This window comes from Bradyrhizobium sp. CCBAU 11386 (genome assembly GCF_028128955.1).
Lineage (GTDB): Bacteria > Pseudomonadota > Alphaproteobacteria > Rhizobiales > Xanthobacteraceae > Bradyrhizobium.
Window position 1 is genome coordinate 19588 of the sequence record NZ_LBKA01000206.1, and the last position, 22241, is coordinate 41828.

Annotated in this window: 23 protein-coding genes and 2 pseudogenes; 16 read left to right on the forward strand and 9 right to left on the reverse strand. The window is 63.3% G+C overall.

Annotated features, from left to right (window positions below; all coding sequences use genetic code 11):
* The first annotated feature begins 141 nt into the window (after positions 1–141).
* Positions 142–360: a hypothetical protein gene (locus tag XI09_RS15720; RefSeq protein ID WP_271567631.1), complete on the forward strand. Its 219-nt coding sequence runs from the start codon at positions 142–144 to the stop codon at positions 358–360.
* A 305-nt stretch (positions 361–665) separates the two neighbouring features.
* Here the strand turns inward: XI09_RS15720 and XI09_RS15725 are convergent, their stop codons facing one another.
* Complete coding sequence (locus XI09_RS15725) at positions 666–1031, reverse strand: PilZ domain-containing protein (protein ID WP_271567632.1); 366 nt, start codon at positions 1029–1031, stop codon at positions 666–668.
* A gap of 453 nt (positions 1032–1484) precedes the next feature.
* Here XI09_RS15725 and XI09_RS15730 point away from each other — a divergent pair, with 453 nt between their 5' ends.
* From XI09_RS15730 to XI09_RS46200, 3 genes are all read left to right on the forward strand, one after another.
* Positions 1485–1904: a hypothetical protein gene (locus tag XI09_RS15730; RefSeq protein ID WP_143279318.1), complete on the forward strand. Its 420-nt coding sequence runs from the start codon at positions 1485–1487 to the stop codon at positions 1902–1904.
* Positions 1905–2006: 102 nt separating this feature from the next.
* Entirely contained in the window at positions 2007–2183 is a 177-nt protein-coding gene (locus XI09_RS15735; protein ID WP_179879972.1) for a hypothetical protein, read from the forward strand.
* Positions 2184–2922: 739 nt separating this feature from the next.
* The gene (locus XI09_RS46200) at positions 2923–3252 is read left to right on the forward strand and encodes a DUF7662 domain-containing protein (RefSeq protein ID WP_442869598.1); all 330 of its coding nucleotides are present in this window, start codon (positions 2923–2925) and stop codon (positions 3250–3252) included.
* Between the two features lie 300 nt (positions 3253–3552).
* Here XI09_RS46200 and XI09_RS46205 read toward each other — a convergent pair whose 3' ends face one another.
* Positions 3553–3765 (reverse strand): helix-turn-helix domain-containing protein, encoded by a 213-nt coding sequence (locus tag XI09_RS46205; RefSeq protein WP_371740485.1) that lies wholly within the window; start codon positions 3763–3765, stop codon positions 3553–3555.
* A gap of 552 nt (positions 3766–4317) precedes the next feature.
* Here XI09_RS46205 and XI09_RS15740 point away from each other — a divergent pair.
* The 4 genes from XI09_RS15740 (at position 4318) to XI09_RS15755 (ending at position 6401) form a co-directional block, all read left to right on the forward strand.
* Positions 4318–4539, forward strand: a complete 222-nt coding sequence (locus XI09_RS15740; RefSeq protein ID WP_097668981.1) for a hypothetical protein — start codon at positions 4318–4320, stop codon at positions 4537–4539.
* 174 nt (positions 4540–4713) lie between these two features.
* Entirely contained in the window at positions 4714–4935 is a 222-nt protein-coding gene (locus XI09_RS15745; RefSeq protein ID WP_271567633.1) for a hypothetical protein, read from the forward strand.
* A 219-nt stretch (positions 4936–5154) separates the two neighbouring features.
* Positions 5155–5400, forward strand: a complete 246-nt coding sequence (locus tag XI09_RS15750; RefSeq protein ID WP_097668979.1) for a hypothetical protein — start codon at positions 5155–5157, stop codon at positions 5398–5400.
* 734 nt (positions 5401–6134) lie between these two features.
* A complete protein-coding gene (locus tag XI09_RS15755; protein WP_143279316.1) occupies positions 6135–6401 on the forward strand; it encodes a hypothetical protein in 267 nt (88 codons plus the stop codon).
* Positions 6402–6459: 58 nt separating this feature from the next.
* On the opposite strand, the gene XI09_RS15760 is transcribed toward XI09_RS15755, so the two are convergent.
* The gene (locus tag XI09_RS15760) at positions 6460–6738 is read right to left on the reverse strand and encodes a hypothetical protein (protein WP_271567634.1); all 279 of its coding nucleotides are present in this window, start codon (positions 6736–6738) and stop codon (positions 6460–6462) included.
* 416 nt (positions 6739–7154) lie between these two features.
* Here XI09_RS15760 and XI09_RS15765 point away from each other — a divergent pair, with 416 nt between their 5' ends.
* The 5 genes from XI09_RS15765 (at position 7155) to XI09_RS15785 (ending at position 13627) form a co-directional block, all read left to right on the forward strand.
* A complete protein-coding gene (locus XI09_RS15765) occupies positions 7155–7457 on the forward strand; it encodes a hypothetical protein (protein WP_271567635.1) in 303 nt (100 codons plus the stop codon).
* Between the two features lie 159 nt (positions 7458–7616).
* The gene (locus tag XI09_RS15770; RefSeq protein ID WP_271567646.1) at positions 7617–7850 is read left to right on the forward strand and encodes a hypothetical protein; all 234 of its coding nucleotides are present in this window, start codon (positions 7617–7619) and stop codon (positions 7848–7850) included.
* A gap of 329 nt (positions 7851–8179) precedes the next feature.
* Entirely contained in the window at positions 8180–10906 is a 2727-nt protein-coding gene (locus XI09_RS15775) for a DUF2235 domain-containing protein (protein WP_271567636.1), read from the forward strand.
* Between the two features lie 118 nt (positions 10907–11024).
* Entirely contained in the window at positions 11025–11708 is a 684-nt protein-coding gene (locus XI09_RS15780) for a response regulator (RefSeq protein WP_271567637.1), read from the forward strand.
* Entirely contained in the window at positions 11705–13627 is a 1923-nt protein-coding gene (locus XI09_RS15785) for a sensor histidine kinase (RefSeq protein ID WP_271567638.1), read from the forward strand. The genes XI09_RS15780 and XI09_RS15785 overlap by 4 nt, the downstream gene beginning before the upstream one ends.
* A gap of 137 nt (positions 13628–13764) precedes the next feature.
* Here XI09_RS15785 and XI09_RS15790 read toward each other — a convergent pair whose 3' ends face one another.
* Positions 13765–14055 carry a hypothetical protein gene (locus XI09_RS15790; protein ID WP_271567639.1) on the reverse strand — a complete coding sequence of 97 codons (291 nt, stop codon included), beginning with the start codon at positions 14053–14055 and terminating at the stop codon, positions 13765–13767.
* A gap of 234 nt (positions 14056–14289) precedes the next feature.
* Between XI09_RS15790 and XI09_RS15795 the strand changes: the two genes are divergently transcribed.
* Together XI09_RS15795 and XI09_RS15800 are read left to right on the forward strand one after the other, a co-directional pair.
* Positions 14290–14514 (forward strand): cysteine rich repeat-containing protein, encoded by a 225-nt coding sequence (locus XI09_RS15795; protein ID WP_271567640.1) that lies wholly within the window; start codon positions 14290–14292, stop codon positions 14512–14514.
* A 186-nt stretch (positions 14515–14700) separates the two neighbouring features.
* A complete protein-coding gene (locus tag XI09_RS15800) occupies positions 14701–16281 on the forward strand; it encodes a GMC family oxidoreductase (protein WP_271567641.1) in 1581 nt (526 codons plus the stop codon).
* Positions 16282–16284: 3 nt separating this feature from the next.
* Here XI09_RS15800 and XI09_RS15805 read toward each other — a convergent pair whose 3' ends face one another.
* The 4 genes from XI09_RS15805 to XI09_RS15820 all read right to left on the reverse strand — a co-directional run bounded on the left by XI09_RS15805 (position 16285) and on the right by XI09_RS15820 (position 19434).
* Complete coding sequence (locus XI09_RS15805; protein ID WP_271567642.1) at positions 16285–16971, reverse strand: hypothetical protein; 687 nt, start codon at positions 16969–16971, stop codon at positions 16285–16287.
* Positions 16972–17147: 176 nt separating this feature from the next.
* Entirely contained in the window at positions 17148–17867 is a 720-nt protein-coding gene (locus XI09_RS15810) for a hypothetical protein (protein ID WP_271567643.1), read from the reverse strand.
* A 138-nt stretch (positions 17868–18005) separates the two neighbouring features.
* Positions 18006–18254, reverse strand: coding sequence for a hypothetical protein (locus tag XI09_RS15815; RefSeq protein WP_271567644.1), 249 nt, complete (start codon positions 18252–18254; stop codon positions 18006–18008).
* Positions 18255–18468: 214 nt separating this feature from the next.
* Positions 18469–19434 carry an NAD(P)H-dependent flavin oxidoreductase gene (locus XI09_RS15820; protein WP_271567645.1) on the reverse strand — a complete coding sequence of 322 codons (966 nt, stop codon included), beginning with the start codon at positions 19432–19434 and terminating at the stop codon, positions 18469–18471.
* A 108-nt stretch (positions 19435–19542) separates the two neighbouring features.
* Between XI09_RS15820 and XI09_RS15825 the strand changes: the two are divergent.
* Positions 19543–20999, forward strand: a pseudogene (locus XI09_RS15825) (AMP-binding protein).
* A gap of 421 nt (positions 21000–21420) precedes the next feature.
* On the opposite strand, the pseudogene XI09_RS15830 reads toward XI09_RS15825, so the two are convergent.
* A pseudogene (locus tag XI09_RS15830) lies at positions 21421–22193 on the reverse strand (thioesterase family protein).
* Between the last annotated feature and the right edge of the window lie 48 nt (positions 22194–22241).

Here is a 22241-nt window from a genome sequence, read left to right on the forward strand (position 1 = left end):
ATGGCCAGCGGCCTGGCCGCCAAGGATGAATGCGGTGGTGAGTGTTCGCACCGCAGCAACGATGATCGTTGCTTGAAATCAGTCTTCCGATAATCTTCTCGCATTAGCGCCCATTCATTTCAGCCCCCTGAGGAGATTGCCTTGACAAACGACACAGCCGTGTACGACGCCCTTCGCGTCGATCCGATCAACGGCGGCAAGGAGTGGGCCGGCCGCATGGGCACGCGCCGCGCCATCGCGAGAGACGGGTTTACGATCGATCCTGCATCGCTTGCCTATTGTCCGCACGAATGGCTGAACGAAAACGGCTATGTCGATCTTGAACGGGTGCAGTCATCGCCCCGCCTCTTCACACTCTGATACCCAACGACGGTCGAAGCCTGCCGACAAAATTGCGGTCACGGATGCTAAAACGGGCCGCTGGGCGTCGCCGGCCCGCGCCGCCGTCGACACCATTCGCAAAGCATACCGACCCGAACCGCGAGTTTGCGCGCAGCGCGGAGCTTGGTTGTTCGTGTTCCCGCCGATCTTCATGCTACTCTACGCGATCGTCGAGAAGATGCATGTGAGATGAAAGCTAGACAGAAAATTGAGGTGAGCGGCTGCTTTCGCGGCCCGCAGCCGCCCGCGGCTGTAGGATCAAGTGTTCTGCAATCGCCTACAGGTCAATCCGTAAATTCAACGCCGATACGGCTGCCCGAACGCCAGATTAGGCGACAATTTCTTTCGACGCGACCCTTCGCAATCATGAGCTTGAACCGGTCTCTCATACTATGCCCGGCTGATAAGGGCAGCTCGATTGCTGCTCCGTGCTCGGTGATGTCGACGACGCGGCAACAGGTGCTCGATCCGTCGCCGAAGATGTAGGCGACCTCGTTTATTTCGATGCGCTGTTGTCTGCGACGTTCCAGCACTGTTTCTTTCCAGAAGAAACGCGGGCTATCACTCTGCCGAGCGGCAAGGACTTCGCGCTGCGAGCCTAACGAAAAACCCGCCAGCCGCGTAGGGCTGACGGGTTTCCGATTGCCCATGCGTCCCCGCGGTACTCGTCACCAATCCGCGAGAGCAGATCGTATAGCGATAACGGTTGAAGTTGGGTTACCGCTCACGACCTTAAAGTCGTCGTCGTGGCCTAGGAAAAGCAGGACGGTAAGAAACCGATGCGACAGCAGACAAGTTGAAAGTATGCGCCTTTCGCCCCTCAAACACCCCACCAAGCGGCGGCCCAAGACCGCCGCGATCTTGCCCGCGAAATATCCAGAGCCCGCCCGAATTGGTTAGCGAGTTGTTAATCGGCGCCCGGCACGCTTGCGGTCAGCGCTGCTGATCACCCCCCAAGCCCAAAGGTAGCACAAGCGATGGCCGGCGGCAGTGATGCCCGCCGGCCATTGTCCACACCTACGAGCGGCAGTGGTTCGCCAGCCTCTCAACACGCAAGCGATTGATAATTTGCAGGCCTCATCAGTTACCGCTTTGATGGCGGCGTGCCTCCGCTCACCCGCCGCCGCGGCAAAGATGATCCCAATCGCGAAACGTGGCTGATCTACCTCGGCGACGTGCGGGTCGGTGTGATCAGCCGGCGCTCGGGCGTTCCCAATTCCGCACCGCAATGGGGCTGGTCCTGCGGCTTCTATCCCGGCGTTGACCCGGGCGAGCATCGCAGCGGGATTGCTGAGACCTTCGACCAGGCGCGGGACGGCTTCCAAGCGGCTTGGGACGGGCTCGCAGCGACGCTCACGGAAACATGGCGAGAAGCCCGCGACTGGATGGCTTGGAGAGACCGAATGCACTCGCTCGCGCTCCCGCAGCGCGCGGAAGGCATTCCTCGCTGTTACTGTGGTGACGCGGTCAGCATCCGAACCCTCGATGCACATGGACGTACTGCGCACGCAGCGGCCCGGTAAATTGGTACGGCATAATTATATTCGATAACGATGTTCGCCTCGACCTAATTCGGCGAATATCTTTCGCGACCCTTTTAGTAACGAGTTTCGGGGCGACGCCACATGATCGGTTTTCAAGCCAAACTGGAACGTTTTGAAAGTCTCGCAGCTGAATGCGAGTTGATCGCCAAACGATCGGATGGAAGTAATCGCGAGATGTATCTGCGTGCGAGCGAACACTATCGCGAGTTGGCCAACGACGTACGTGCCCTGATCGCATCGTTCCACGTCGCCGCGTAAATGCCGGCCCATTTTGAAAGCTTCGGATGCTCGCGGCGAAGCAAGCTTCTATCGGTGATGAGAACGCCGGCTGCGCTCCCGCCCCACCCAGCAAGGAAGGAGCGCGCCATGCAGGAACGGCGTCGTTTCGAACAAATCGATCCCCTCGACAAGCGCCTTTCGGAAGAGGCTGTGCGTCTCCGGAAAGAAGCCCCTAGCCACCCCGCCTAGTATCGAACGTGAGCGGCTTATCAGAAGAGCGCGGCAAGCCGAGGTAGCCGCGCACATGCTGGAGTCGGCTTCCTCGCGAGGTCTCCAAGCCCCGAAAAATTCGTCGCTGCGGCGCACTAGTTCGCCTCGCCGCGACGCAGTGCCAAAGGCAGAAGCTGCGAGGTCGGTCCGAAACGAGTTAACCGAAAATTGCGGCTTCTCGTCAATGCTGAGATGGTTGTAATCGCCGCACCGCGGCTCCCTTGGAAGTACCTGTTCCATTTCGATTTTACACTCGGTTGGCAGTCTCCTCGCTGGAGAAGTCCGCTATGTGCAAGGGAATTCTGATTGCGCTCTTGGCGCTCTCTTCTTAACGACGTACGATCACTATTTGTCAGATGGTCGCTATACCGCAGCCGCGATCGCGATGACGAAACAGATTGGTCGCGCCTACGGCGTCTGAGCCCCCGGCTCGGATTGGCGGTCGCCGAATTTTGAAAGCGAGCCCGTGTACGATGAGCGAATTTCTGCCTTGCCTGCCACTGAGACCATGACCTTCCGAAAATCGATCTACGAACCATTGCATCAACGGCTGTTGAGCGAGCGCAGACAAATCGTTCGGCTAACCTTCTCCGAAATGGAAGAGATACTTAGGAGAAAGCTTCCAGCATCGGCTCACAAATTCACGGCGTGGTGGAGCAACGAAAGCTCCATGAAGGTTGGACATACCCAAGCAAGGGCTTGGATGAACGCGGGCTTTCGCGCGCATGCTTCGATTAAAGATCGCGTCGTCGAATTCCGCCGGGTTGATCAAGCTATACGGCTTAGCGCTTGTCGAAGGCCTTCGCACGCTGGAACAGCACGGTTTGAAGTCCGGTAATGATCAGCTTGTTCAACGTCTCACAATCGTTTGGCGACAGGTGGGGAAGCTGGCGCGAAGTCTTCCATTGCTCAATGGCGGCGTCACAGCGGCGCGCAATTCACTATCAGTCGGGCTGGTCATCGGTTGCCCTCAATGCGACCGCCTATAGCATGGGCCTTTTTGCAGTGAAGGCAATTGAACCTTCGATGTACCGGCTGAGAGTTAGTCAGCGGATTAACGGGCGATGCGGTCAGATCGCGGCCCCATGTCCGCAGCAGATGTGATCTTGCGACCTTAAAGATTGATCGCCGTTCTAGATCACTCCGGCAACTGAGCGAATAACCTCCCACTCGTCCTACTCGCTCGTCCCCGCTGTTTTTGAAAGCGCTGCAAGCGAGCGTAAACCGCTTGTCGGGTGCGGCCTAGCCGCTCGCCGACCTCTTCAGCTGTGGCACCTGCGCTAAAGAGCGAGAGCAATTCCGCCTCTTCGTCTGGCGACCACGGACGCGTTGATGTGCGACTGTTCGTCATTCGCAGTGCCTAAATGCGCGGCGGCGCTGGCCGTCTCGGTGGATCAGGAAAGCGAGCTGGCCGCTCTGAGCGCGGCGGCGCCGGCAAGCGGCTGGGCTCAGGCGCGCGATTACCGCGCGTCATCCACGCTGCTAGACGAGCGTAGCTTCGCCTGAGAGCCGGAACGAACCAAGCCGCCGATGCGCCCTCGTGATCCATGTTCGAAGCATAATTTCGAGCCATTTAGAAAAGATTGCCGACTTCACCCGGTTGGTAACTGATCCTCAAGAATGCAAATGCAAAATTAGTTGCAATGCAAACAGAGCGCTCGCTTGAGACGAAATTGACCAAAAGGCATTTCTCAACTTTCTGCGGGATGTCGATTGGATCGCCTCCACGAAGTTGCCCGACACCCCCGGAACCAAGCTTGCGCTTCTGCGAAATGGCTGGATCGAACGACGCTCAACGAAAACGGGTATCGAATGCCGCATGACAGAAGCTGGTCTGAGGGTGCTTTACCAACCGCGATGACTGCAAGGCGCGGATTAGGAAACGACGAACGTGTCAAAGGCCATGGAACTGATCGTCGCTGGCTACGTGAAGGTGCGGGACCGTCGCGCGCTGACGGACTTACTCGCGCATCGCCGCAAGGTTCTCGCTGAGCTGCAAGCCGTGTCGGGCATCAACCCACAAAGTGCTGTCAAAGCAATACAAGACGAACTCGCGGTGATCGAGGCCGGCCTAGAAGAACTCAAACCCCCGCCGGGATCATTGCCCGAGAACGAGCGGAGCTAGCACAACAAACGTCCTATCACCGCGGCCCTCGTTCGCTTGACTGCGAATAGTAACCGGGCGGAAACCAATCCGAACTACGCTAGTTGAGCGCTTAACGGACAGGGCGCGATACGCATGGGCAGGAGAAGCCCGCTCCCCGAAAGTGGAGCGGGTTTCTTTTTCGATTGAGCAAGAATGCGCGTTAATAAGATCACGTGGGACAAAGTCGGCCGGGTAACCGAGCCGGGTCGCTACAAGTGCTTTTTCGGATATCTAACCGTCACTTCAGAGGACATTGAGGTGTGGACGCGCTATCCCGACGCGACCTTCACTTTGATCGCGCGGCCGACGACTGAGCAATCGGTGGGGGAAGATTACCGTCTAGGCGCGTTCGACATCGGCGATCGTCAACAGTAGGCCTGAGGAAAGGGAACATCGAACAACGACGTTTCGACATTCGTTGGAGGCTTTCATTACTGCCAACGCCACGAAGCGGTTTTACCTTCAATTGACGCTTCCGCTCCGCGGCGGGGCTAAAGATCGAAGCATCGCAGCCCCCATAGGAACTTAGCCGCGCAGGTTCGGTTGGCTACGGTGTGCCGCTCGGCGTCCCTTTGCCAACATCAGGAGATGTAGGTGGCAAAAGCTTTAATTTCGAAGGCTGACCTCGAACGCATTGCGCTTCAGGACATTCGTAGTTTCCCCGGCTCCGAACATGTCGTCTCAGTAGAAGTCGAATACGCGGCCTATCAACCACAGGGCATCAACTGGCAATTGTGTGTCATAGCGAACGACGGAGGCGATCTCGACCGCATTCAATATGCTGCCAAGGTCACAAGCGATCGGTTGAAGCGCCGATACGATCTTCGGCTGGCCTCCTAGGCAGCACGATCAGCCCGTGGTGTCGAGCTGATGCGCAATGAGGATCTATATCAATCGCCTCGCCGGGACGTCGCTGGACAAGGGCGTCGAACTGAACGCGCGGGCATGCTGCCAGGGACAGCAGCCTTGTTCCAGATTTAACGTTCCGCGGCGACATCAAGCTTAATCCGCGTCTTCGATTGCACCGGGGCTAAGGAGAGTTAGCCTCTCTTGCACCGGACATAGTCCCATTCGGGTTCACCATGGCGCAGCCGTCGCGCCAATATACTCGGCGCGGCGGCTTCGTTTGATTTGATTTGGACATCTCGCGCGAGTTGCATTTGAAAAGGCGGTCAGACAGCGCCCCCCTCGATCTTATTGAGATGCGTCGGCAACTCACGGCCATGCGCTCGCAACACTCGGACAACCTCGCCATAGCATCGCTACTGAACCGCTTCCTCGTGAAGGTTGCGTTTTTGTCAGAGCCAAAGGATGCGGCGCACGCGCAGCATCTACGGTCTGAGTTCGCACGGACGTTGCGAAGTGTTGAAGGCATCGCCTCGCGGAGCGTCGTTAAGCAGCCCAAGTAACACTAACGCACGGACGTTCTTGCGCTCGCCGGGGCCGGCGACGATGCTAGATGCAGTCGCGAAGTCGTCCTCGTCTCGCGTACCGGCGACTTCCCGGCTAGGGGTCGCCGTCCCATTGGTCGGCGACCCCGCCCTGTGATGCTGCTAACCTTGAGGGGACTGAAAGTGTCTCTCGAATGGACGGGTGTTGAGCGGCGACGCGTCACACGCAAGACGGTGGACCAGATGGTTATGCTCTCGCTGCCAGGCGACGTGATCATCACGCCCTGCAAGATGTTAAACCTTTCCGTTCTTGGCGCCGGCGTACTGCTAAAAGATATTCCAATCCGGTCGACTGGCTTCGACCTATCCTTCGACGAATTTCGGACGAGCTTCCCGTGCCGCCTCGTATGGCGTCGCGGTGTTTTCGCCGGGGTGGAGTTTGTCCATTAGCTTCCCACTCCCCCGGCCTGGTTCCAGCGTGCCGCTCCCGCGGGCGATATGACCTGGGTTAGCGGCGTTCGCGGCTTCGACCATGCTTGCCATCCTTGCCGACGCGCTTCGCAACTGGGTCTTGTGTCCCAGTTGAATGGCGAGCGCGATTTACGCTCCGATTGCTGCCCCCGATTTCCTCGGCAATAGCGCGGTCGGACTTCCGCGGGTTCTCGGCAATGGCCGCTTCAGCACGCTTGCCGGCGATCAGGCCGCGACGTGTGCCATGTTCGCCAGCCTTCAACAATGTTGATAGCAGCGTTGGTAGGATCAGAAGTGGGATAAAATATTTCTGCATAAAATCAATTGCTTGAAGGTTTATTGGGGTGCCGGCCAGGGCGATTGTGGAGACCGGAACGGCATGGGGTGTGCCTGCTGCCGGGGAGCCTGCTATTTTTTTTGCCAGCTAATACCGCGCGTCGGTTTGTTGGTATTTCTGTTGGTATCGGCCGCCATTGACGACGAAACCTAATTCAAATTCAAATAGTTATGGCATTAGGCGGTTATCGGCCAGGGGCACCAGCCTTCGCTGCTTCGCAGCTACGGCTGGGCGAGCCAAACTCCGCACCATCGAGGCGAAGCTGCGAAGGCTGTCCCGCCGAAGCCTTGGCGAAGGCGGACTGGTTCAACGAGCCTCAACATTCCCCTCCCTAGCAATCGCCATATCCCTGCTTTATAAACCGGTAGCTTCTTCCGTCATTCGAAGAGGCTCACATGAACGACCTGCACACGTGGCTTTCGCAACAGCACCACGGTTTGCGCACCTTCCGGACATTTCAGCAGAAGCTCGAGACGCTCGGCCGGGACGATCCCGCCCAGCGCGGCCTGTGCCGCCTGTTGAGCGGTCTCGTCGGCGGCTATGTCGAGGCCTTTGACGAGGCCCCGCTGCCGGTCGAGGTCGCCGACGGCGCCTATCACCGTCTGCTGACACTGGTTGCTAGCATCGACCTGAACGCCGACGCCGACCGGCGGCTCGCCGACATCAACCGGGTGGCGGAGAGCCGGCTCTGGCGCTGACGAGAAAGTGCCGCGTGCAACCAGCGCCGGCCTCCCCGACGCTCTGTGCCGGCAGAAGGCCGCGTGCGTGCCGGTACGAACGAGCGTCGAGACGTTCGACTTCGCCAAGTCAATACCTATATCCTGCAGCAGCATATGGTGTTGCAGCGAGCAGCTTTGATGGCCAGGAGACGCACGACGGACGCCGACGCCGACGACCTCCCCCGCTACTTCGTCTGGGTCCGGGGCCTCGAAGGCCCTGAGCCGCAGAAATGGACGGCGATGGATTTCGGCATCGGTGACTGGAAGCGGTCGCTCGTGCTGGCCTATCTGGAGTTGCCGGAAGGCGAGCGGCACCTGCCGTTGTCGGCGCTGGCGCGGCGCTACCCGCCGCCGCGGGTGGAGACATTGTAGGTTTGTAAAGTGGATTAGGCGAAGCCGTAACTCACCACTTCCCGATCCGCTGAAACAGACGAGGTGGGTTACGCTGACGCCAACCCACCCCACAACGATCGACACCGCTCCACTAGCCGTCCGGAACGCAGGCCAGCAAAACCAAATGCTTTTCGCGACCGTCATTCCGCGGCGTCCGACCGCAGCGAGAGTGCACGTTCCTGCTTGCTACCTCAGCGGGATTGTGTGCAGAATACATCTTATTTTCTGACGCAATCATTGATTGAATCCGGGGAGTGCTGCCCGGCTCGGGCCTGAAGCGCTTCCTCGTGAAATTGCCGGAGAAGCCCATGCCACATCATGATGGCGAGCGGAACGCTGATATTGCCGGACCGGAACACCCACAGAGCGATATGAATGCCGGCGGGACGGCCGGCTCCGCCTCCTCCAAACGCAAGCTGGTGCTGTTCGCCGATGGCACGGGCAACGCGTTCACCACCCAGGAATCCAGCGTCTGGCGTCTCTACGAGGCGCTCGATCACACCCAGCCGGATCAGATCTCGCACTACATCAAGGGTGTCGGCACCGCCGGCTGGGCGCCGCTCGCCGCGCTCGACGGCGCCACCGGCATCGGCGTGCCCGGCAACGTCCGCAAGCTCTATCGCTTCCTGTGCTGGAACTGGCGCGCCGGCGACGAGATCTACATCTTCGGCTTCAGCCGCGGCGCCTTCACCGCGCGTACGCTGGCGTCCATGGTCGCGAGCCAGGGCCTCGTGCCGGCGGAGATCGAAGGCACGCCGGTGTCGCATGAGGAGATGGAGCGCAACGCCATGGCCGCGTGGCGGGAATACCGCCGTGACACCGTGCCATTGAACAAGAGCCTGCCGACGATCTGGATCGCGCGCTTCATCCGCGATTTCCTGCTCTATCTCTATCATACGATCTGCGGGCACCGTTCCTACGCCGATGTCCGGGCGGCGATGAACGGTCGCAAGGACGTCGACATCGAATTCATGGGACTGTTCGACACGGTCGAGGCCTTCGGCGTCCCGATCGAGGAGCTGCGCGTCGCGATCGACTGGGCGATCTGGCCGATCTCGTTCCGCAATCACCGGCCTTCGCGCAAGGTGAAGCACATCTGTCACGCGCTGGCGCTGGACGACGAGCGCACCACCTTCCATCCGCTGCGGATCGACCAGAGCCACCTGGCGGCCGACCAGACGGTCAAGGAGGTGTGGTTCACGGGCGTGCATTCGGACATCGGCGGCGGCTATCCGGATTCCACGCTGTCCTTCGTGCCGCTGGTCTGGATGACCGATCAGCTCGACGGCAGGCTCCGTTTCCAGGACGGCGAGATCGAGCACTTCAGGGAATACCAATCGGCGATCGGACCGAAGCACGATTCGCGCAGCGGCGCTGCCGTGCTCTACCGTTACGGGCCACGCCAGGTCCTCGCCGGTGAAGTCAATGGCGGGCTGCCGGTGGTGCACTTCGCCGTCATCGAACGCATGCTGTTCGGCTGCGACGACTACGCGCCGATCATGCTGCCGGCGGACGCGCTGGTGCTGATGCCGGACGGCAGCAAGCTGAACCTCGTCGAGGACAGTACCCGCGAGGCGATGAAGCAGGCCTATCTCGCGAAAGCCAAGGGCCCGCGGCGCGAGAAGGAGGCCGAGGACTTCACCCGCATGAACACGCCCAGCGCCGAAATGGCCAGACTCACGCGCGACACCGTGTGGTGGCGGCGCGTCGCCTATTTCTCGCTGCTGGTCATGGTCGGCGTGATCGCGATCTGGCCGTGGATCGCCCGCAGCCTGATCGGGGTGTCGAAGGACAATGGCTTGCAAGGCACGGTGGTGCTGCACGTCATCGCCACCATCGATTGGCTCGTTGGCGCTGTGCTGGGTCCGCTCGCCAATCTCGTCAGGAATGTCCTGCCATCCTATGCGGCGCCGTGGCTCGACATCACGCTGTATTACCCGTTCGCCACCTCGATCGTCCTGGCCATCACGTACCTGATCTGGCGCAGGAGCACGGTGCTGCGCGACACCATCCAGGAACGCGCGCGGCTGGCCTGGAGCAGGCCACGTCGCATGGCAAGTCAGCGGCATGTCGACGAGCCCGGCATGCTGCTCCGCTTCGCCCGATGGATGCGGCTGAATGCGGGGCCGGCCCGCTGGATTTTCGCCAGGTTCGTGCTGCCCGGCGCCTTCCTGCTCATCATCTTCTATTCCGCACTGCTGATTGGAGCGACCAGCATCTTCACGGCGCGCGTTGCGACCGGCAATATCTGCACGACGCCCGGGCCGGAGGCCGGAACGCCGGTGCCCGACGAGCCGGTCGATGCGCGCGGCCGTTTCGCGACGAAGGAGTTTTGCTGGTGGAGCGGCCTCGCGGTCGAGAAGGGCCGCAAATACCGCGTCTGGGTCGAGATCGAGGATCCCTGGTTCGACCGCACCATCATGAGCGGCACAAACGGCTTCACGACCTATTTCACGCCTCACTACCTCGCCCTGCCGACACTCCGTCAGTTCCGCGCCGCCTGGTTCCAGCCCGTGGTACGCGTCGGCACGAAGGGAATGAGCGACATTCCGCTACAGGCCGTCAACGTCATGCCGGCCGACGAATTGCCGCGCCGGATGAATCCGACCATTCCGTTCGAGGACGATGCGGACAAGCGCAAGGGCAGGTATCCGACCCAGCTCGACAAGACGAAGGAGTTCGAGGCACTTCCCGACAACAATCCGCTCAAGCTAGCCATCCGCAAGCTCGGACCTTTCGAGCCGGTGCCGAAGGATCCCACGGCGCGCACGATCTGGGAGAACCAGAAACTGTCGGGGCGGCTGGTGGCGGAATTCGTCGCGCCCGACGCCGGCGATCTGTTCTTCTACGTCAACGACGCCGTGCAGATTTACCCAACACTGCTGCCGGCACCGTTGCGGCCGGCGAAACTCGACGCGGTCCAGGGGCCCTATGAGCAATTCTACAAGAACAATGCCGGCACCGCGCGTATCGTCGTGCAGCGACTGCCGAGCCCGCCCATGCCGACGGATAAACCGGCCGGGGCGAAGCAGTAGGCACCCGCGTCCCGGACGCCGCCTCATCGCCGCCCCCATGATTATGGGTGTCGCGACGTCCGCGCCGCGGTTAAGCTGACCTCGCGCCGCGGGGGACACGCGGTGCGGGACGATGGACATGAGCGAACAGGGCGAGACGGGTGAAGCCATCACCATCCTCCTCGTCGAGGATGACGCGCCGACCTGCTGGCGGCTCCAGGATGCGCTGGTCAAGGCCGGCTACGAGGTGCGCAGCGCCGGCACGCTGGGAGAGGCCCGCTCGGCGCTGGGCGAGGCGGCACCGCGCGTGCTGCTCACCGATCTCAGGCTTCCCGACGGCCACGGCGTCGAACTGATCCGCGAGGTCCGGCGGCGCTTTCCCGATACCGAGATCATGGTGATCTCGGCGCTCGGCGACGAGGAGAGCGTGATCTCCGCGATCACGGTCGGCGCCACCGGCTACCTCCTCAAGGACGCCTTCCCCACCGATATCGCCACCACCGTGCGCGATCTGGTCGCCGGCCATTCGCCGATCTCGGCCTCGATCGCGCGCTTCATCGTGCGAAGAACACAAGGTATCGCGCAGAACCCGGCCGAGCCGACGCCCGGGCTCGTGCTCAACACCGCAAGGCTCACCCCGCGCGAGATCGACATCCTCTGGGGCATAGCCAAAGGCTTCAGCTACGCCGAAATCGCGAGCCATCTCGGCCTGTCCAGGCAGACCGTGCCCGGGCACATCAAGAACATCTACCGCAAGCTCGAGGTGCACACGCGCAGCGAGGCGGTGTTCGAGGCGGTGCAGCAGGGCCTGATCAAGCTGTGAGCGAAATCGCTGCGAAGGCACCCACGCGCGCACGGCGCCAGCGGCTTCTGTCGCGCCTCGTGCCTTATCTCCTGCTCCAGGCGCTGATCGTGATCGCCACCATCCTCGGGCTGCGGCTGCTCCAGCCCAGCGATCCCGACGATTTTGCCGTGAGCGAATTTGCGCTGCGGGAGGACGGCACGACGCGGCCGGTGACGCTGCCGCATTACACCTCGTCGCGCTACGCGCTCCAGGACCCGCCGCTCTATTCGGGCACCTTCGTCTTCAAGCCCGATGCGGAAAACACGGCCTGGTCGGTCTTTCTGCCACGCTTCAGCAATGGCGTGGAGGTCGCGGTCAACGGCGTCGCGATCCTGGACTCCCGGCGCGATCCCACCGCCAACCGGCCCGACCGCAACACGCCGGAGATCACAGTGATCCCGTCATCGCTGCTGCGCGACGGCAGCAACGACATCACCGTGCGGCTGTTGGTGTGGGGTCCGCTGCGAGGCTTCCTCGACACCGTCTATGTCGGACCGGACGAAAGCCTGCGGGGAGCTTACGAGACGCGCACGCTGCTGTTCGTGACGCTGCCCGTGGTGTTCTCGGCCTGGCAATCGTTGCTGGCGGTGATCCTCGCCATCATGTGGCTGATGCGACGCCGCGAGCCGGTCTATGGCGTGCTGGCGGCGGGAATGCTGGTCGGCGCGATGCAGGCCTTCGCGCCGGCGCCGCTGCCGCCCGCGCCCTATCCACGGCTGGCCGCCATCCTGCTGGCGTCCGCGCCGATCGAGAGCGCGCTGGTCGTGACGTTCGCAGTGCTGTTCTTCGGCTGGCGCTGGCCGCGCTACGGGCTGCTGTTGTTCGTGCCGGGGCTCGTCATCCTGCTGGTCGGGCTCTTTGCGAGCCAGCCGATCCCGCGCATCACCTTCCTGTTCCTCGGCGTGCCGACCGTGGGCGTGTGCCTGATGCTGCTGGTCGTCATCCTGACGTGGGCGGTGATCAGGCGGCAGGACGCGGCGAGCTTTACCTTCGGCTGCGCCGTGACCATCGTGCTGACCTGCTGGTTTCACGACATGCTCTCGGCGTTCGAGTTCGTGCCGGACGATCGCACCTTCGTCACGCGGCTGTCCTATTCGGCGATGCTGGTCGCGATCGGCGCCGGGCTAACCTGGCGCTTCGCCCGCGCGCTGAACCAGGTCGACAGCTTCGCCGGCCAGCTCGTGACGCGCGTGCGCGAGGCCGAGGAGCGGCTGAAGGCAAGCTTTGCCCGCGAGGAGGCGCGTGCCCGTGCCGCCGCGCTCGCCAACGAGCGCACGCGGCTGATGCGGGACCTGCATGACGGCCTCGGCGGCCAGCTCATCAGCATCGTCGCGCTGTCCGAGCGCGGCCATGAGGGCGCGACGATCACGGACGCCGCCCGCGCGGCGCTGAAGGATCTCCGTCTCGTCATCGACTCCATGGACGACATCGGCGGCGACCTCATGCTCGCGCTCGGCTCCTGGCGCGAGCGCGCGGCGATGCAATTGCGGCCGCACGACATCGCGCTCGACTGGCGCGTGGCGACGCCGCAGGGCCTGCCGCTGCATCCCGAGCTGCGACCATGGCACGTCATCCAGATCGTGCGCATCCTCGACGAGGCCGTGACCAATGCGGTCAAGCACGCGCACGCCGGCAATATCGCGGTCACCATCGAGACGCTTGACGCGGACCAGGGGCCGTACGGCGTGATCAGCGTGACCGACGACGGCCGTGGTTTTGCGCTGGCGGGCGATTGCGCGGCCGCAGGCGCGAGCCAGACCGCACGGGGCTTGCGCAACATGAGAAGCCGCGCTGCGCGCTGCGGCGCGGTGCTCGATCTGAGCTCGGATGCCTCGGGCACGCGGGTGCGGCTGCAATTGCCGCAGATCTTTCCCGACAGCGACGCCGCTGCGGGTTGAAAAGCCCCCTCCCCGAACGTGTGGGACGCACGGAGAGAGGGAACGGGCCGGATGTTTTTCATGCGGAGGACGGGGGGTTCGTCCGCAAGTCATCCCTTCGCCCGAAGCGATGCAATCAACTCAATCAAACGAGATCGTCAGCGGACGCCGACGCGATTGACCGGACCGCCGCGATTCATCGGCGTGCCGGCACGTACGCCAACACCGGGCGCACCGACGCCGGGCGTCGCGACCGCAGCCGCCGCGACCGGGGCTCCCGGCGCGACCACCACCGCCGCCGTCGGCCGCACCACGCAGCCCTTGGGCACGCCGACCGTCTTGCAATAGACCACCGCCTGCGCCGGGCTCGTGCCCAGCGACACCATCGCCGCACCCGCCAGCGCCATGATCGTCAGCCCGGCGCTCAGCGCTCCAGCTCTTTTCGACATCTTGCTCTCCTGCTTCCCGTTCGGCGTCCCGGTGCAATCACCGGGTTTCGCAGCCGACGTGCAGTCTGAATGGCAAAAGACGGCGCACGGATACATGCCATGAAGATGGGGGTACGGAGGCCAGAAGCGCGGGCCGATGCCATGAACATGGCATGGACCGGCACCAGGCCTTCGCGAGATGGTCCGCCCGCTCGATCCCAAATGGGACCACCGACAATCCCAAAGAGGTGCTTTATGAAGATTTCGGTTCTTGCCGCGCTGCTGCTCGCCGCCACCGCCCTGCCCGCCGCGGCACAATCCGGTCCGACGCTGCAGGAGCAGATGGCCTGCCGCGGCGACGCCAGCAAATTCTGCGCCGAACATGTCGGCAAGCCACCGCAGATGAACGCCTGCCTGCGCGAGAACAAGTCGAAGCTTTCGGACGGCTGCCGCAAGGTGGTGGAGTCGCGCGGGGGGTGAACCAGTCGTCATTCCGGGGCGCTCCAACGGAGCGAACCCGGAATCCATCTCGCCACGTTCTCTGCGGATAGATGGATTCCGGGCCTGCGTGCTGTGCACGCATCCCGGAATGACGAGGTCGCACCCAAAGCACAAATCTTGCAAGCGCTCCGCGTCACGACGCTGTGACCTTCGGAGTGCCCTTCAATGTACGACACGATCATCGTAGGCGCCGGCTCGGCCGGCTGCGTGCTGGCCAACCGGCTGTCGGCCGATCCACATCGCAAGGTATTGGTGCTGGAGGCAGGCCGGGCGGCGCCGCTCGCTTCCGACATTCCGTCGGACTGGCCGACGATGTTCAACACGGCGGTCGACTGGGGCTACTATACCGAACCGCAGGCGGGCTGCCGCGGCCGGCGCATTTTCTGGCCGCGCGGCAAGATGGTCGGCGGCTCCGGCGCAATCAATGCGATGATCTATATCCGCGGCCTGCCCTCCGATTACGACGGCTGGGAGAAGGCGGGATGCGCAGGCTGGGCGTGGCGCGACGTGCTGCCGAAATTCATCGCCTTCGAGAACAATGCGCACTTCACCGACGATCCCTTGCACGGCACAAGCGGGCCGCTATACGTCGCCGACGTTCCCCATGTCGACCCGAACGAATTGAAATGGCTGGAGGCGGCGCAGGCCGCAGGGCTTCCACACAACCCCGATTTCAACGGCGCCACCCAGGAAGGCGCGGGCTTCTTCCAGTTCGTCATCAGGGACGGTGAGCGTTTCGGCACCGGCAAGGCCTATTTGCGCCCGGCGCTGACGCGCGCCAATCTCACGCTGAAGACAGGCGTGCGTGTGACCCGCATCATCATCGAGCGCTCCCGCGCGATCGGCGTCGAATATCTCGAGAACGGGCAGCCGAAGAGCGCCTTCGCGACCAGCGAGGTGGTGCTCGCCTCCGGCGCCATCGGCTCGGCGCAACAACTCCTGCTGTCGGGCGTAGGTCCTGCCGACGAATTGAGGGCGGCCGGCGTGGACGTCGTGCACGAGCTGGCAGGCGTCGGCAGGGATCTCCAGGACCACATCAACATTCCCATCACCTTCTATACGAAGGAGAAGATCGGCGTCGGCGCCTGGACGGAGGAAAGTCTGGCCGCGAGCCTTGCCGAGTGGGAAACCAGCCGCAGCGGTCCGCGCACCTCGCCCTGGGTCGCCGCCGGCGCGCATGTGCGTAGCCGCCCCGATGTCGAGCCCGACCTCCAGCTCTACGGCGCGATCAGCCCGCACCGCGACTATGTCCGCTTTCTATCGTCCAGGCCGGGCATCACCCTGCATGCGACGTTGCAGCGGCCGAACAGCCGCGGCCGGATCACGCTCCGCTCGGCCGATCCGATCGAGCATCCCGCGATCGACCCCTGCTATTTCGCGTCGGATGCGAGCGGCAGCGATATCGCGACCATGATCGAAGGCGTGCGCATCAACCGCCGCATCGCCGCGCAATCGCCGCTGAAGGAAATGATCGAGGGCGAGGTAACGCCGAGCGCGGAAGCCGCGAGCGATGCCGAGATCGCCGACTATATCCGCGGCCATTGCACCACGCTCTATCACGCCGCCTCGACCTGCCGGATGGGCACGGACGATCTCGCCGTCGTCGATCCGCAGCGGTTGCAGGTGCGCGGCATTGACGGCTTGCATATCGCCGACGCCTCGGTGATCCCGATCATGGTCTCCGGCAACATCCAGACGCCGACGATCCTGATTGCCGAGAGAGCGGCGGCCGCGATCCTGGGTTAGGCGCTAGTCGTCGTCGGGGCCGAACAGCCTGATCTGCGGGAAGCCGCTGCGCGGCCGGCCCGCGTAATCGCGTGCAGATGAGTCTTCGCGAATATTGCGGGCCACGTCGTCCCAATCGGTCCGGTCGCGCATGCCGCGTGGATCGCGGGAGTCATGGCGGTGACGCTCCGACCAACGCTCGCGGCGATCCATCCGGCGCCGTTCGGACGCGGCGCGTTTCACGTCAGAATCCCTCGCCTTGGCATAAGCGTTGTCAGGTGACGGGGGCGGCTCTGTCGAAGCCTGTTGCTCGACGGGCTTTGCGGCTTGCGATGGCGGTGCCGGCTTCGGCGGCTCGACTGCGGCCGCTTGCGATGGCTGCGGCGCAGGCGGCTCGGCGTTCGCCTGAGCGGCCTGCGTGTCGTCGGGCTTTGTCTCAGGCTTTGAATCGTCCCGCGCCTGCGCGGGCGCGTCGATCATGGTGCCGAAGGCTTGCGAGCCGGTGAGATATTGCACGCGCTCCGACGGCGCATTGCTCTGGGCCGGCGCGGTCGCGGCTTCGGCGCGCTGCGCCATCTTGCTGTTATCCGGCCCCTGCTTGGGCGAGACCGGATTCATGATGTTGCCGGCGACGATGCCGCCCCCGAGACCAATGGCGATGGCCGCGACGATGGTTCCGGCACCGACGAAATAGGCTGTCGAGGCGCGCATTGGTCCACTCCCTGTTTTGGAGCGGGCAACGCCTGGAGATTGCCGGATGTTCCTGATATCGGCGGTTCCCCAAAGCGCGATGGCTCGCCATCGCGCCTTAGCTCATTGTTTGAGCAATGATCCTTTCGGAAGACCGCTACGCGCTTTTCCAGATGATGCTCCGGGGAAACCGCGCGTCAGATCTGCTGCGCGACCTTCTCCAGCCCAATGATGCGGGCGAGCTTGCGCACTTCCTCTTTCTGGTCGTCACGCAGCTGGAACAGGAGCGGCATCGCGGCCGACTTCAACTGCTGGACCTCGTCGCAATTCGGATCGATCTGCGCGCCGGGAGGCGCGTTCGGATTCGACAGCTTGTTCGCCTGGATCCTGCGGACGACGTTGCGCAGCGCAGTCTCGACCGAAGGCCAGTAATATTCCTGCGACGACGACAGCTTCAGACGATCCTTGATGCCCGAAATCTGAACGTCGGAAAGCAGCGAATAGGACTTCTGCGGCTGCGGCTTGGCGACGACTTTCGGCTTGGCCGGGACTTCGACAGCGGGAACTTCCGCCGTGGGCGCCTCGTTCACGTTCGCCGATGAACCCGTCTTGGACATCGGAAAATCGGACGGAGTGGCGGCGGCAAAGGCCTGGCGCAGCGGCTCGGTCAAAACCGGCGCCTGCGCAAGCCTGTCGGCGGGCACCTGGACCGGTTCGATCGCGGCCGAGGCCAGCGCCAGGGTCGGAACCAGACGGTCGGCCTTGGCGGCGCGGTTGGTCGCGAGCGGTTTCGGCGGGGCCTGGGTGATCATCTCGGCGCTGACGCTGGGCACGCTGTCGCGTCCGAGAATGGCGGTGGTGGCGGCGCCGAGGACGAGGAAACAGGTCAGAACAACGATGGTGATGGCTTTGGACAAACGTCTCTCCGAGAGGGGAGGGCCGGTTCACGATGTTGTCAACGGTGCCCGGGAAAAAGGAACGAATTAAGGCTTGAGTGTGCCTTTGCGGCGACAATCACCATGCATGTGGCGACACAACTAAAAAGCCGAGTAAAATCAGGCAGCTGCCGCCAGATCGTAGGCGTCCTGGATGTCCGCGACGATCTCGGAGGCCTCCCAGACCGCGCGCGGCTCGACCGATTGCAGCGTCACCGTCCAGTTGCCGCCCCGGCGGGTGCGGGGGACGCTGACGATATCGAAGCGCACATTGCGGCACAGCGGGTGGCGGGCCAGCGCATGGGCCACGCGGACGCGGATTTCGTCCAGCGAAGCCGCCGTCTTGGAGTTGAGAAAATCGAAGTCCATCGCCTGTTCCTCTCGGTCCTGCCTGGCGGCCTTGAGGGGGATTCTTGGCGGGCGATGGTTAATCTGTCGTTAAGTGAGGGGCTGCGGAGCTATGCGGGATTAACTGCGACGGGGGCTGGAAGTCTCCGCATCGTCATGGCCGGGCTTGACCCGGCCATCCACGTCTCACCTGCGGCACAAAGAACGTGGGTGCCCCGGGCATGACGGAGCCCGGCTACCGCCCACCCGCCTCGCGGTATTCGGCAAGAGTCCGCGCAACGAGATCGCCGACGGCGAGCACATCGGTCACGCCGGACGTCGAGTGCCCGCCGCTCCAGATATCGCGCCAGCGTTTTGGCCGGTTCTCCCGCGCGGTAACGTCGATGTCCTTGGCGATGTCGATCGCCCCGCGCGCCGGCAGGTCGTCGGGATCAAGCCCAGCGGCCACGATCGACGGCTTCAGCATGCTGGTCTGAAGTCCCGTGAACGCGGTGGTCAGCAGGATGTCGTCGGCGCTGCTCTCGACCAGCATCCGTTTGTAACGATCATCCGCCATGCTCTCGCGCGTCGCGATGAACTTCGTGCCCATATAGCCGAGATCGCAGCCGAGCACTTCCGCGGCATGCAGCGCGCGGCCATCGCTGATGCCGCCCGCGAGCACGATGATGCCGTCGTAGAATGCGCGCACCGCGCGGACGAAGGCGAACGGATTGAGCCAGCCGGTCTGCCCGCCCGCGCCGGCGGTGAGCAGCACGAGCCCATCGGCACCTGCTTCCGCCGCACGTTCGGCGTGGCGGATCGAGGCGACATCCGCCAGCACCAGCGCACCGGCGTCATGCAGCGGCTTCAACACCGGCGCGGGCGAGCCGACCGAGGTGATGACGATCTCCGGCCTGTGCCGCAGCAGCACGACGAGATCCTGCTCCAGCCGCGCATTGGAGCGGTGCACGATCAGGTTTGGACAGAGCGGCGCGGCCTTGCGGCCCGCTTGATCTTCATGCCGCCGCAGCTGCGCGTCGATGTCGGTGAGCCATTCGTCGAATTGTTCCGTACTACGGCAATTCGCGCTCGGAAAACTGCCGATCACGCCGTTGCCGCAGGCCGCGACCATGAGCTCGACGCCCGACACCAGAAACATCGGCGCGGCGATCAGCGGCAGAGCGAGGCGATCGCGGAAACGTTGCAGTCGATCTGACGTCACGCATGCCTCCCTCGCGCGGGCTTTGCCGTTCCATCCCGCATTCCCTGTGCTAGCGTTACGGCAAACATTGGCACGCCAGAAGCCGATGACAAAGCAACGAGGAAACATATGCCCGATCCGCTCCACGCATCGCCCCCGACTTGCGCGCAGACGCTGCAGGCGCTGGCGCGCTATCCGAGCCGCACCGCTTTCGCCTGGCCCGGCGGATCGCTGAGCTATCAGGGCACCATCGACCTGATCGGGCGCATCCAGGGCGTGTTCATGCGGCTTGGATTGCAGCCCGGCGCACGCATCGCCTTCCTCACCGCGAACCGTGCCGACACCTGGTGCGCGGGTGTCGCGGCGCAATTATCGAGGTTTTGCATCACTTGGCTGCATCCACTGGGATCACGCGGAGACCAGCTGTTCCAGCTCGAGGATTCCGAGGCCGAGGTGCTGGTGGTCGATACGGCCGCATTCCGCGATCGCGGCGGCGAGCTTGCCGCGCAGGCGGGTCGCCTCAAGGCGGTCTTCACCATGGGACCGGCCGACTATGGCGTCGATCTGTTGCAGGCAATCGAGATCGAAGGCCATGCCAGCGCGCATTGCTTCGCCGGCCCTGACGATCTCTCCACGCTGAACTATACCGGCGGCACGACCGGCAAATCCAAGGGCGCGCTGCGTTACCATCGCGAAAATGCCGGGGCCGCCGCCGCACCGTGCACATGCTGAGGGGTTTCGATCCCGAGGCCGTGCTGGCGACGATCGCGCGCGAGCGCATCAACTTCACGCTGTTCGTTCCGACCATGATCTACGTGCTGCTCGACCATCCCGCGCTGAGCAGGACCGACCTCTCCTCGCTCGAACTCGTGCTCTACGGCGCCTCCGCGATGTCGCCGAGCCGGCTGATCGAGGGCATCGAGCGGATCGGGCCGGTGTTCTCGCAGCTCTACGGCCAGACCGAATGCTATCCGATCTCGGTGCTGCGCAAGAAGGACCATGATCCCAGGACGCCGGAGTTGTTCCTGTCCTGCGGCTTCCCGATCGCTGCCTGCGAGGTCAGGATCCTCGACGACAACGACCAGGAGGTGAAGACGGGCGAGGCCGGCGAGATCTGCGTGCGCGCCCCGCATGTCATGGCGGAATACTGGAAGCGGCCTGACGTCACGGCCGAGACGCTGAAGAACGGCTGGGTCCACACCGGCGACATCGCGCGCAAGGACGAGCGCGGCTACATGTTCATCCTCGACCGCAAGAAGGACATGATCGTCTCCGGCGGCTTCAACATCTTTCCGCGCGAGGTCGAGGACGTGCTGTCTCAGCACGCAGACGTCGCGATGGTCGCGGTCGTCGGCATCCCTGACGAGAAATGGGGCGAAGCCGTCACCGCCATCGTCGTGCCGCGCGAAGGCGCAAAGCCCGATCCGGACGAGCTGATCAATTTCGTGAAGACGCGAAAGGGTTCGGCGCATGCGCCAAAGCAGATCCAGTTCGTCAAGCAATTGCCGATGACCGGCGTCGGCAAGGTCGACAAGAAGGTGCTGCGCGCGGGATTTTGGAGCGGGCGGGACCGGATGGTGGGGTAGTCATCTCGATCTGCAACTTGTGGCAGACAGCATCGTACAGGCTCCCGTGCCCGACCCCGGGATTTTACGGTGTCGCTGTGACCGGCGAACAACAGCGCGGAAGGGACTTTGCGGGCACGCCGTCCGCGCGATTGCGGGCGAATCAACGAATCAACTAGACCGCTGACGGGGCTGGGAAGCGGAGTATCAAATGAGAGTCGCTTCCTTGGAAAGTGCGTTGGCCGCGATCACGTTGATCACAGCCATTGTTGTCCTGCTGTGGGAGATCAAGATCGTCTACAGCAGTTGAACTGGCAGGACGCTGGCGTCGAACAGAGACCTCCGGACAAGAAGAGGCTCGCGACCAGGGCATCCCTTCCGCGGCGGCGGAAGTCTGCCGTTCAATCGGCTCAAGGAGCGATCACGGCGCTTGCCGTCACGCTCACCGCTTCTCGATCACCAGGCTCTGCACCGCGCGGCCGAAATAGCCCTGCCGGTCCGCCAGCCGTGACATCGCGAGCCCGGCGCCATCAGGACCGATCCAGGAGTCGCCGTCCAGCAAGATCCACTCGCCGACCGGCTGGCGCGCAAAGCTCACGGTGAGATCGGCATTGATGTAGGTCCAGGCGCGGAAGTCGAGCGTCGAAGCGGTGCCGTTGGAAAAGTCGGCGGCGACCACGGCGCGCATGGCCTGCGAGATCGCTTCGCCCTCGATCAGGGGATGGTCGACGCGAAACCAGATCGCGCCGGCGCCGGCCTGGCCGAAGCGGCCGCGCGCGGCGCGCATCGAGACCGAGCGCACGAACGGACTGGTCGCGGCATGACCGTCCTCGCCAGTGAATCCTCCGGCGGCGGCAAGATGACCGGCACCTCCTCGACGTCATCCGGCAGCGCCTGCGACTGCGTCTTGATCTTGAGCACTGTGGCGCCCACGACCTGCACGCCGTCGGCGAGCAGCTTGATTTCGCAGAGCTGGATCTTGCGGCCCTCGCGCAAAATCTCGGTCTCGATCATGAGCGGCGCCACCGGCACCGGGCGCATCAGATCGATGGTGACGCGCGCAATCGCCATCGGCACCGGCGTCGGGATGCGTTCGGCCGCCCACGTCACTAGCGACGCCGGCGCCGAGCCATGCTGCATGCGCCGGTCCCACGGGCCCGCGGCGTCAGGGCTGGTGACGACGCTGTTGCCGTCGACGCGGTAGATCGGGGGCATGGTGCAGATCTCTGTTACCTGAAGCGTTCCAATGTCGTCCTGGCGAAA

Excerpts from the sequence above, each read along its gene's own strand:
- XI09_RS15725 (WP_271567632.1), bottom strand. The coding sequence starts at position 1,031 with ATGGGCAATCGGAAACCCGTCAGCCCTACGCGGCTGGCGGGTTTTTCG.
- XI09_RS15735 (WP_179879972.1), top strand. The coding sequence starts at position 2,007 with ATGATCGGTTTTCAAGCCAAACTGGAACGTTTTGAAAGTCTCGCAGCT.
- XI09_RS46200 (WP_442869598.1), top strand. The coding sequence starts at position 2,923 with ATGACCTTCCGAAAATCGATCTACGAACCATTGCATCAACGGCTGTTG.
- XI09_RS46205 (WP_371740485.1), bottom strand. The coding sequence starts at position 3,765 with ATGACGAACAGTCGCACATCAACGCGTCCGTGGTCGCCAGACGAAGAG.
- XI09_RS15740 (WP_097668981.1), top strand. The coding sequence starts at position 4,318 with ATGGAACTGATCGTCGCTGGCTACGTGAAGGTGCGGGACCGTCGCGCG.
- XI09_RS15745 (WP_271567633.1), top strand. The coding sequence starts at position 4,714 with ATGCGCGTTAATAAGATCACGTGGGACAAAGTCGGCCGGGTAACCGAG.
- XI09_RS15760 (WP_271567634.1), bottom strand. The coding sequence starts at position 6,738 with ATGCAGAAATATTTTATCCCACTTCTGATCCTACCAACGCTGCTATCA.
- XI09_RS15765 (WP_271567635.1), top strand. The coding sequence starts at position 7,155 with ATGAACGACCTGCACACGTGGCTTTCGCAACAGCACCACGGTTTGCGC.
- XI09_RS15770 (WP_271567646.1), top strand. The coding sequence starts at position 7,617 with ATGGCCAGGAGACGCACGACGGACGCCGACGCCGACGACCTCCCCCGC.
- XI09_RS15775 (WP_271567636.1), top strand. The coding sequence starts at position 8,180 with ATGCCACATCATGATGGCGAGCGGAACGCTGATATTGCCGGACCGGAA.
- XI09_RS15780 (WP_271567637.1), top strand. The coding sequence starts at position 11,025 with ATGAGCGAACAGGGCGAGACGGGTGAAGCCATCACCATCCTCCTCGTC.
- XI09_RS15790 (WP_271567639.1), bottom strand. The coding sequence starts at position 14,055 with ATGTCGAAAAGAGCTGGAGCGCTGAGCGCCGGGCTGACGATCATGGCG.
- XI09_RS15795 (WP_271567640.1), top strand. The coding sequence starts at position 14,290 with ATGAAGATTTCGGTTCTTGCCGCGCTGCTGCTCGCCGCCACCGCCCTG.
- XI09_RS15800 (WP_271567641.1), top strand. The coding sequence starts at position 14,701 with ATGTACGACACGATCATCGTAGGCGCCGGCTCGGCCGGCTGCGTGCTG.
- XI09_RS15805 (WP_271567642.1), bottom strand. The coding sequence starts at position 16,971 with ATGCGCGCCTCGACAGCCTATTTCGTCGGTGCCGGAACCATCGTCGCG.
- XI09_RS15815 (WP_271567644.1), bottom strand. The coding sequence starts at position 18,254 with ATGGACTTCGATTTTCTCAACTCCAAGACGGCGGCTTCGCTGGACGAA.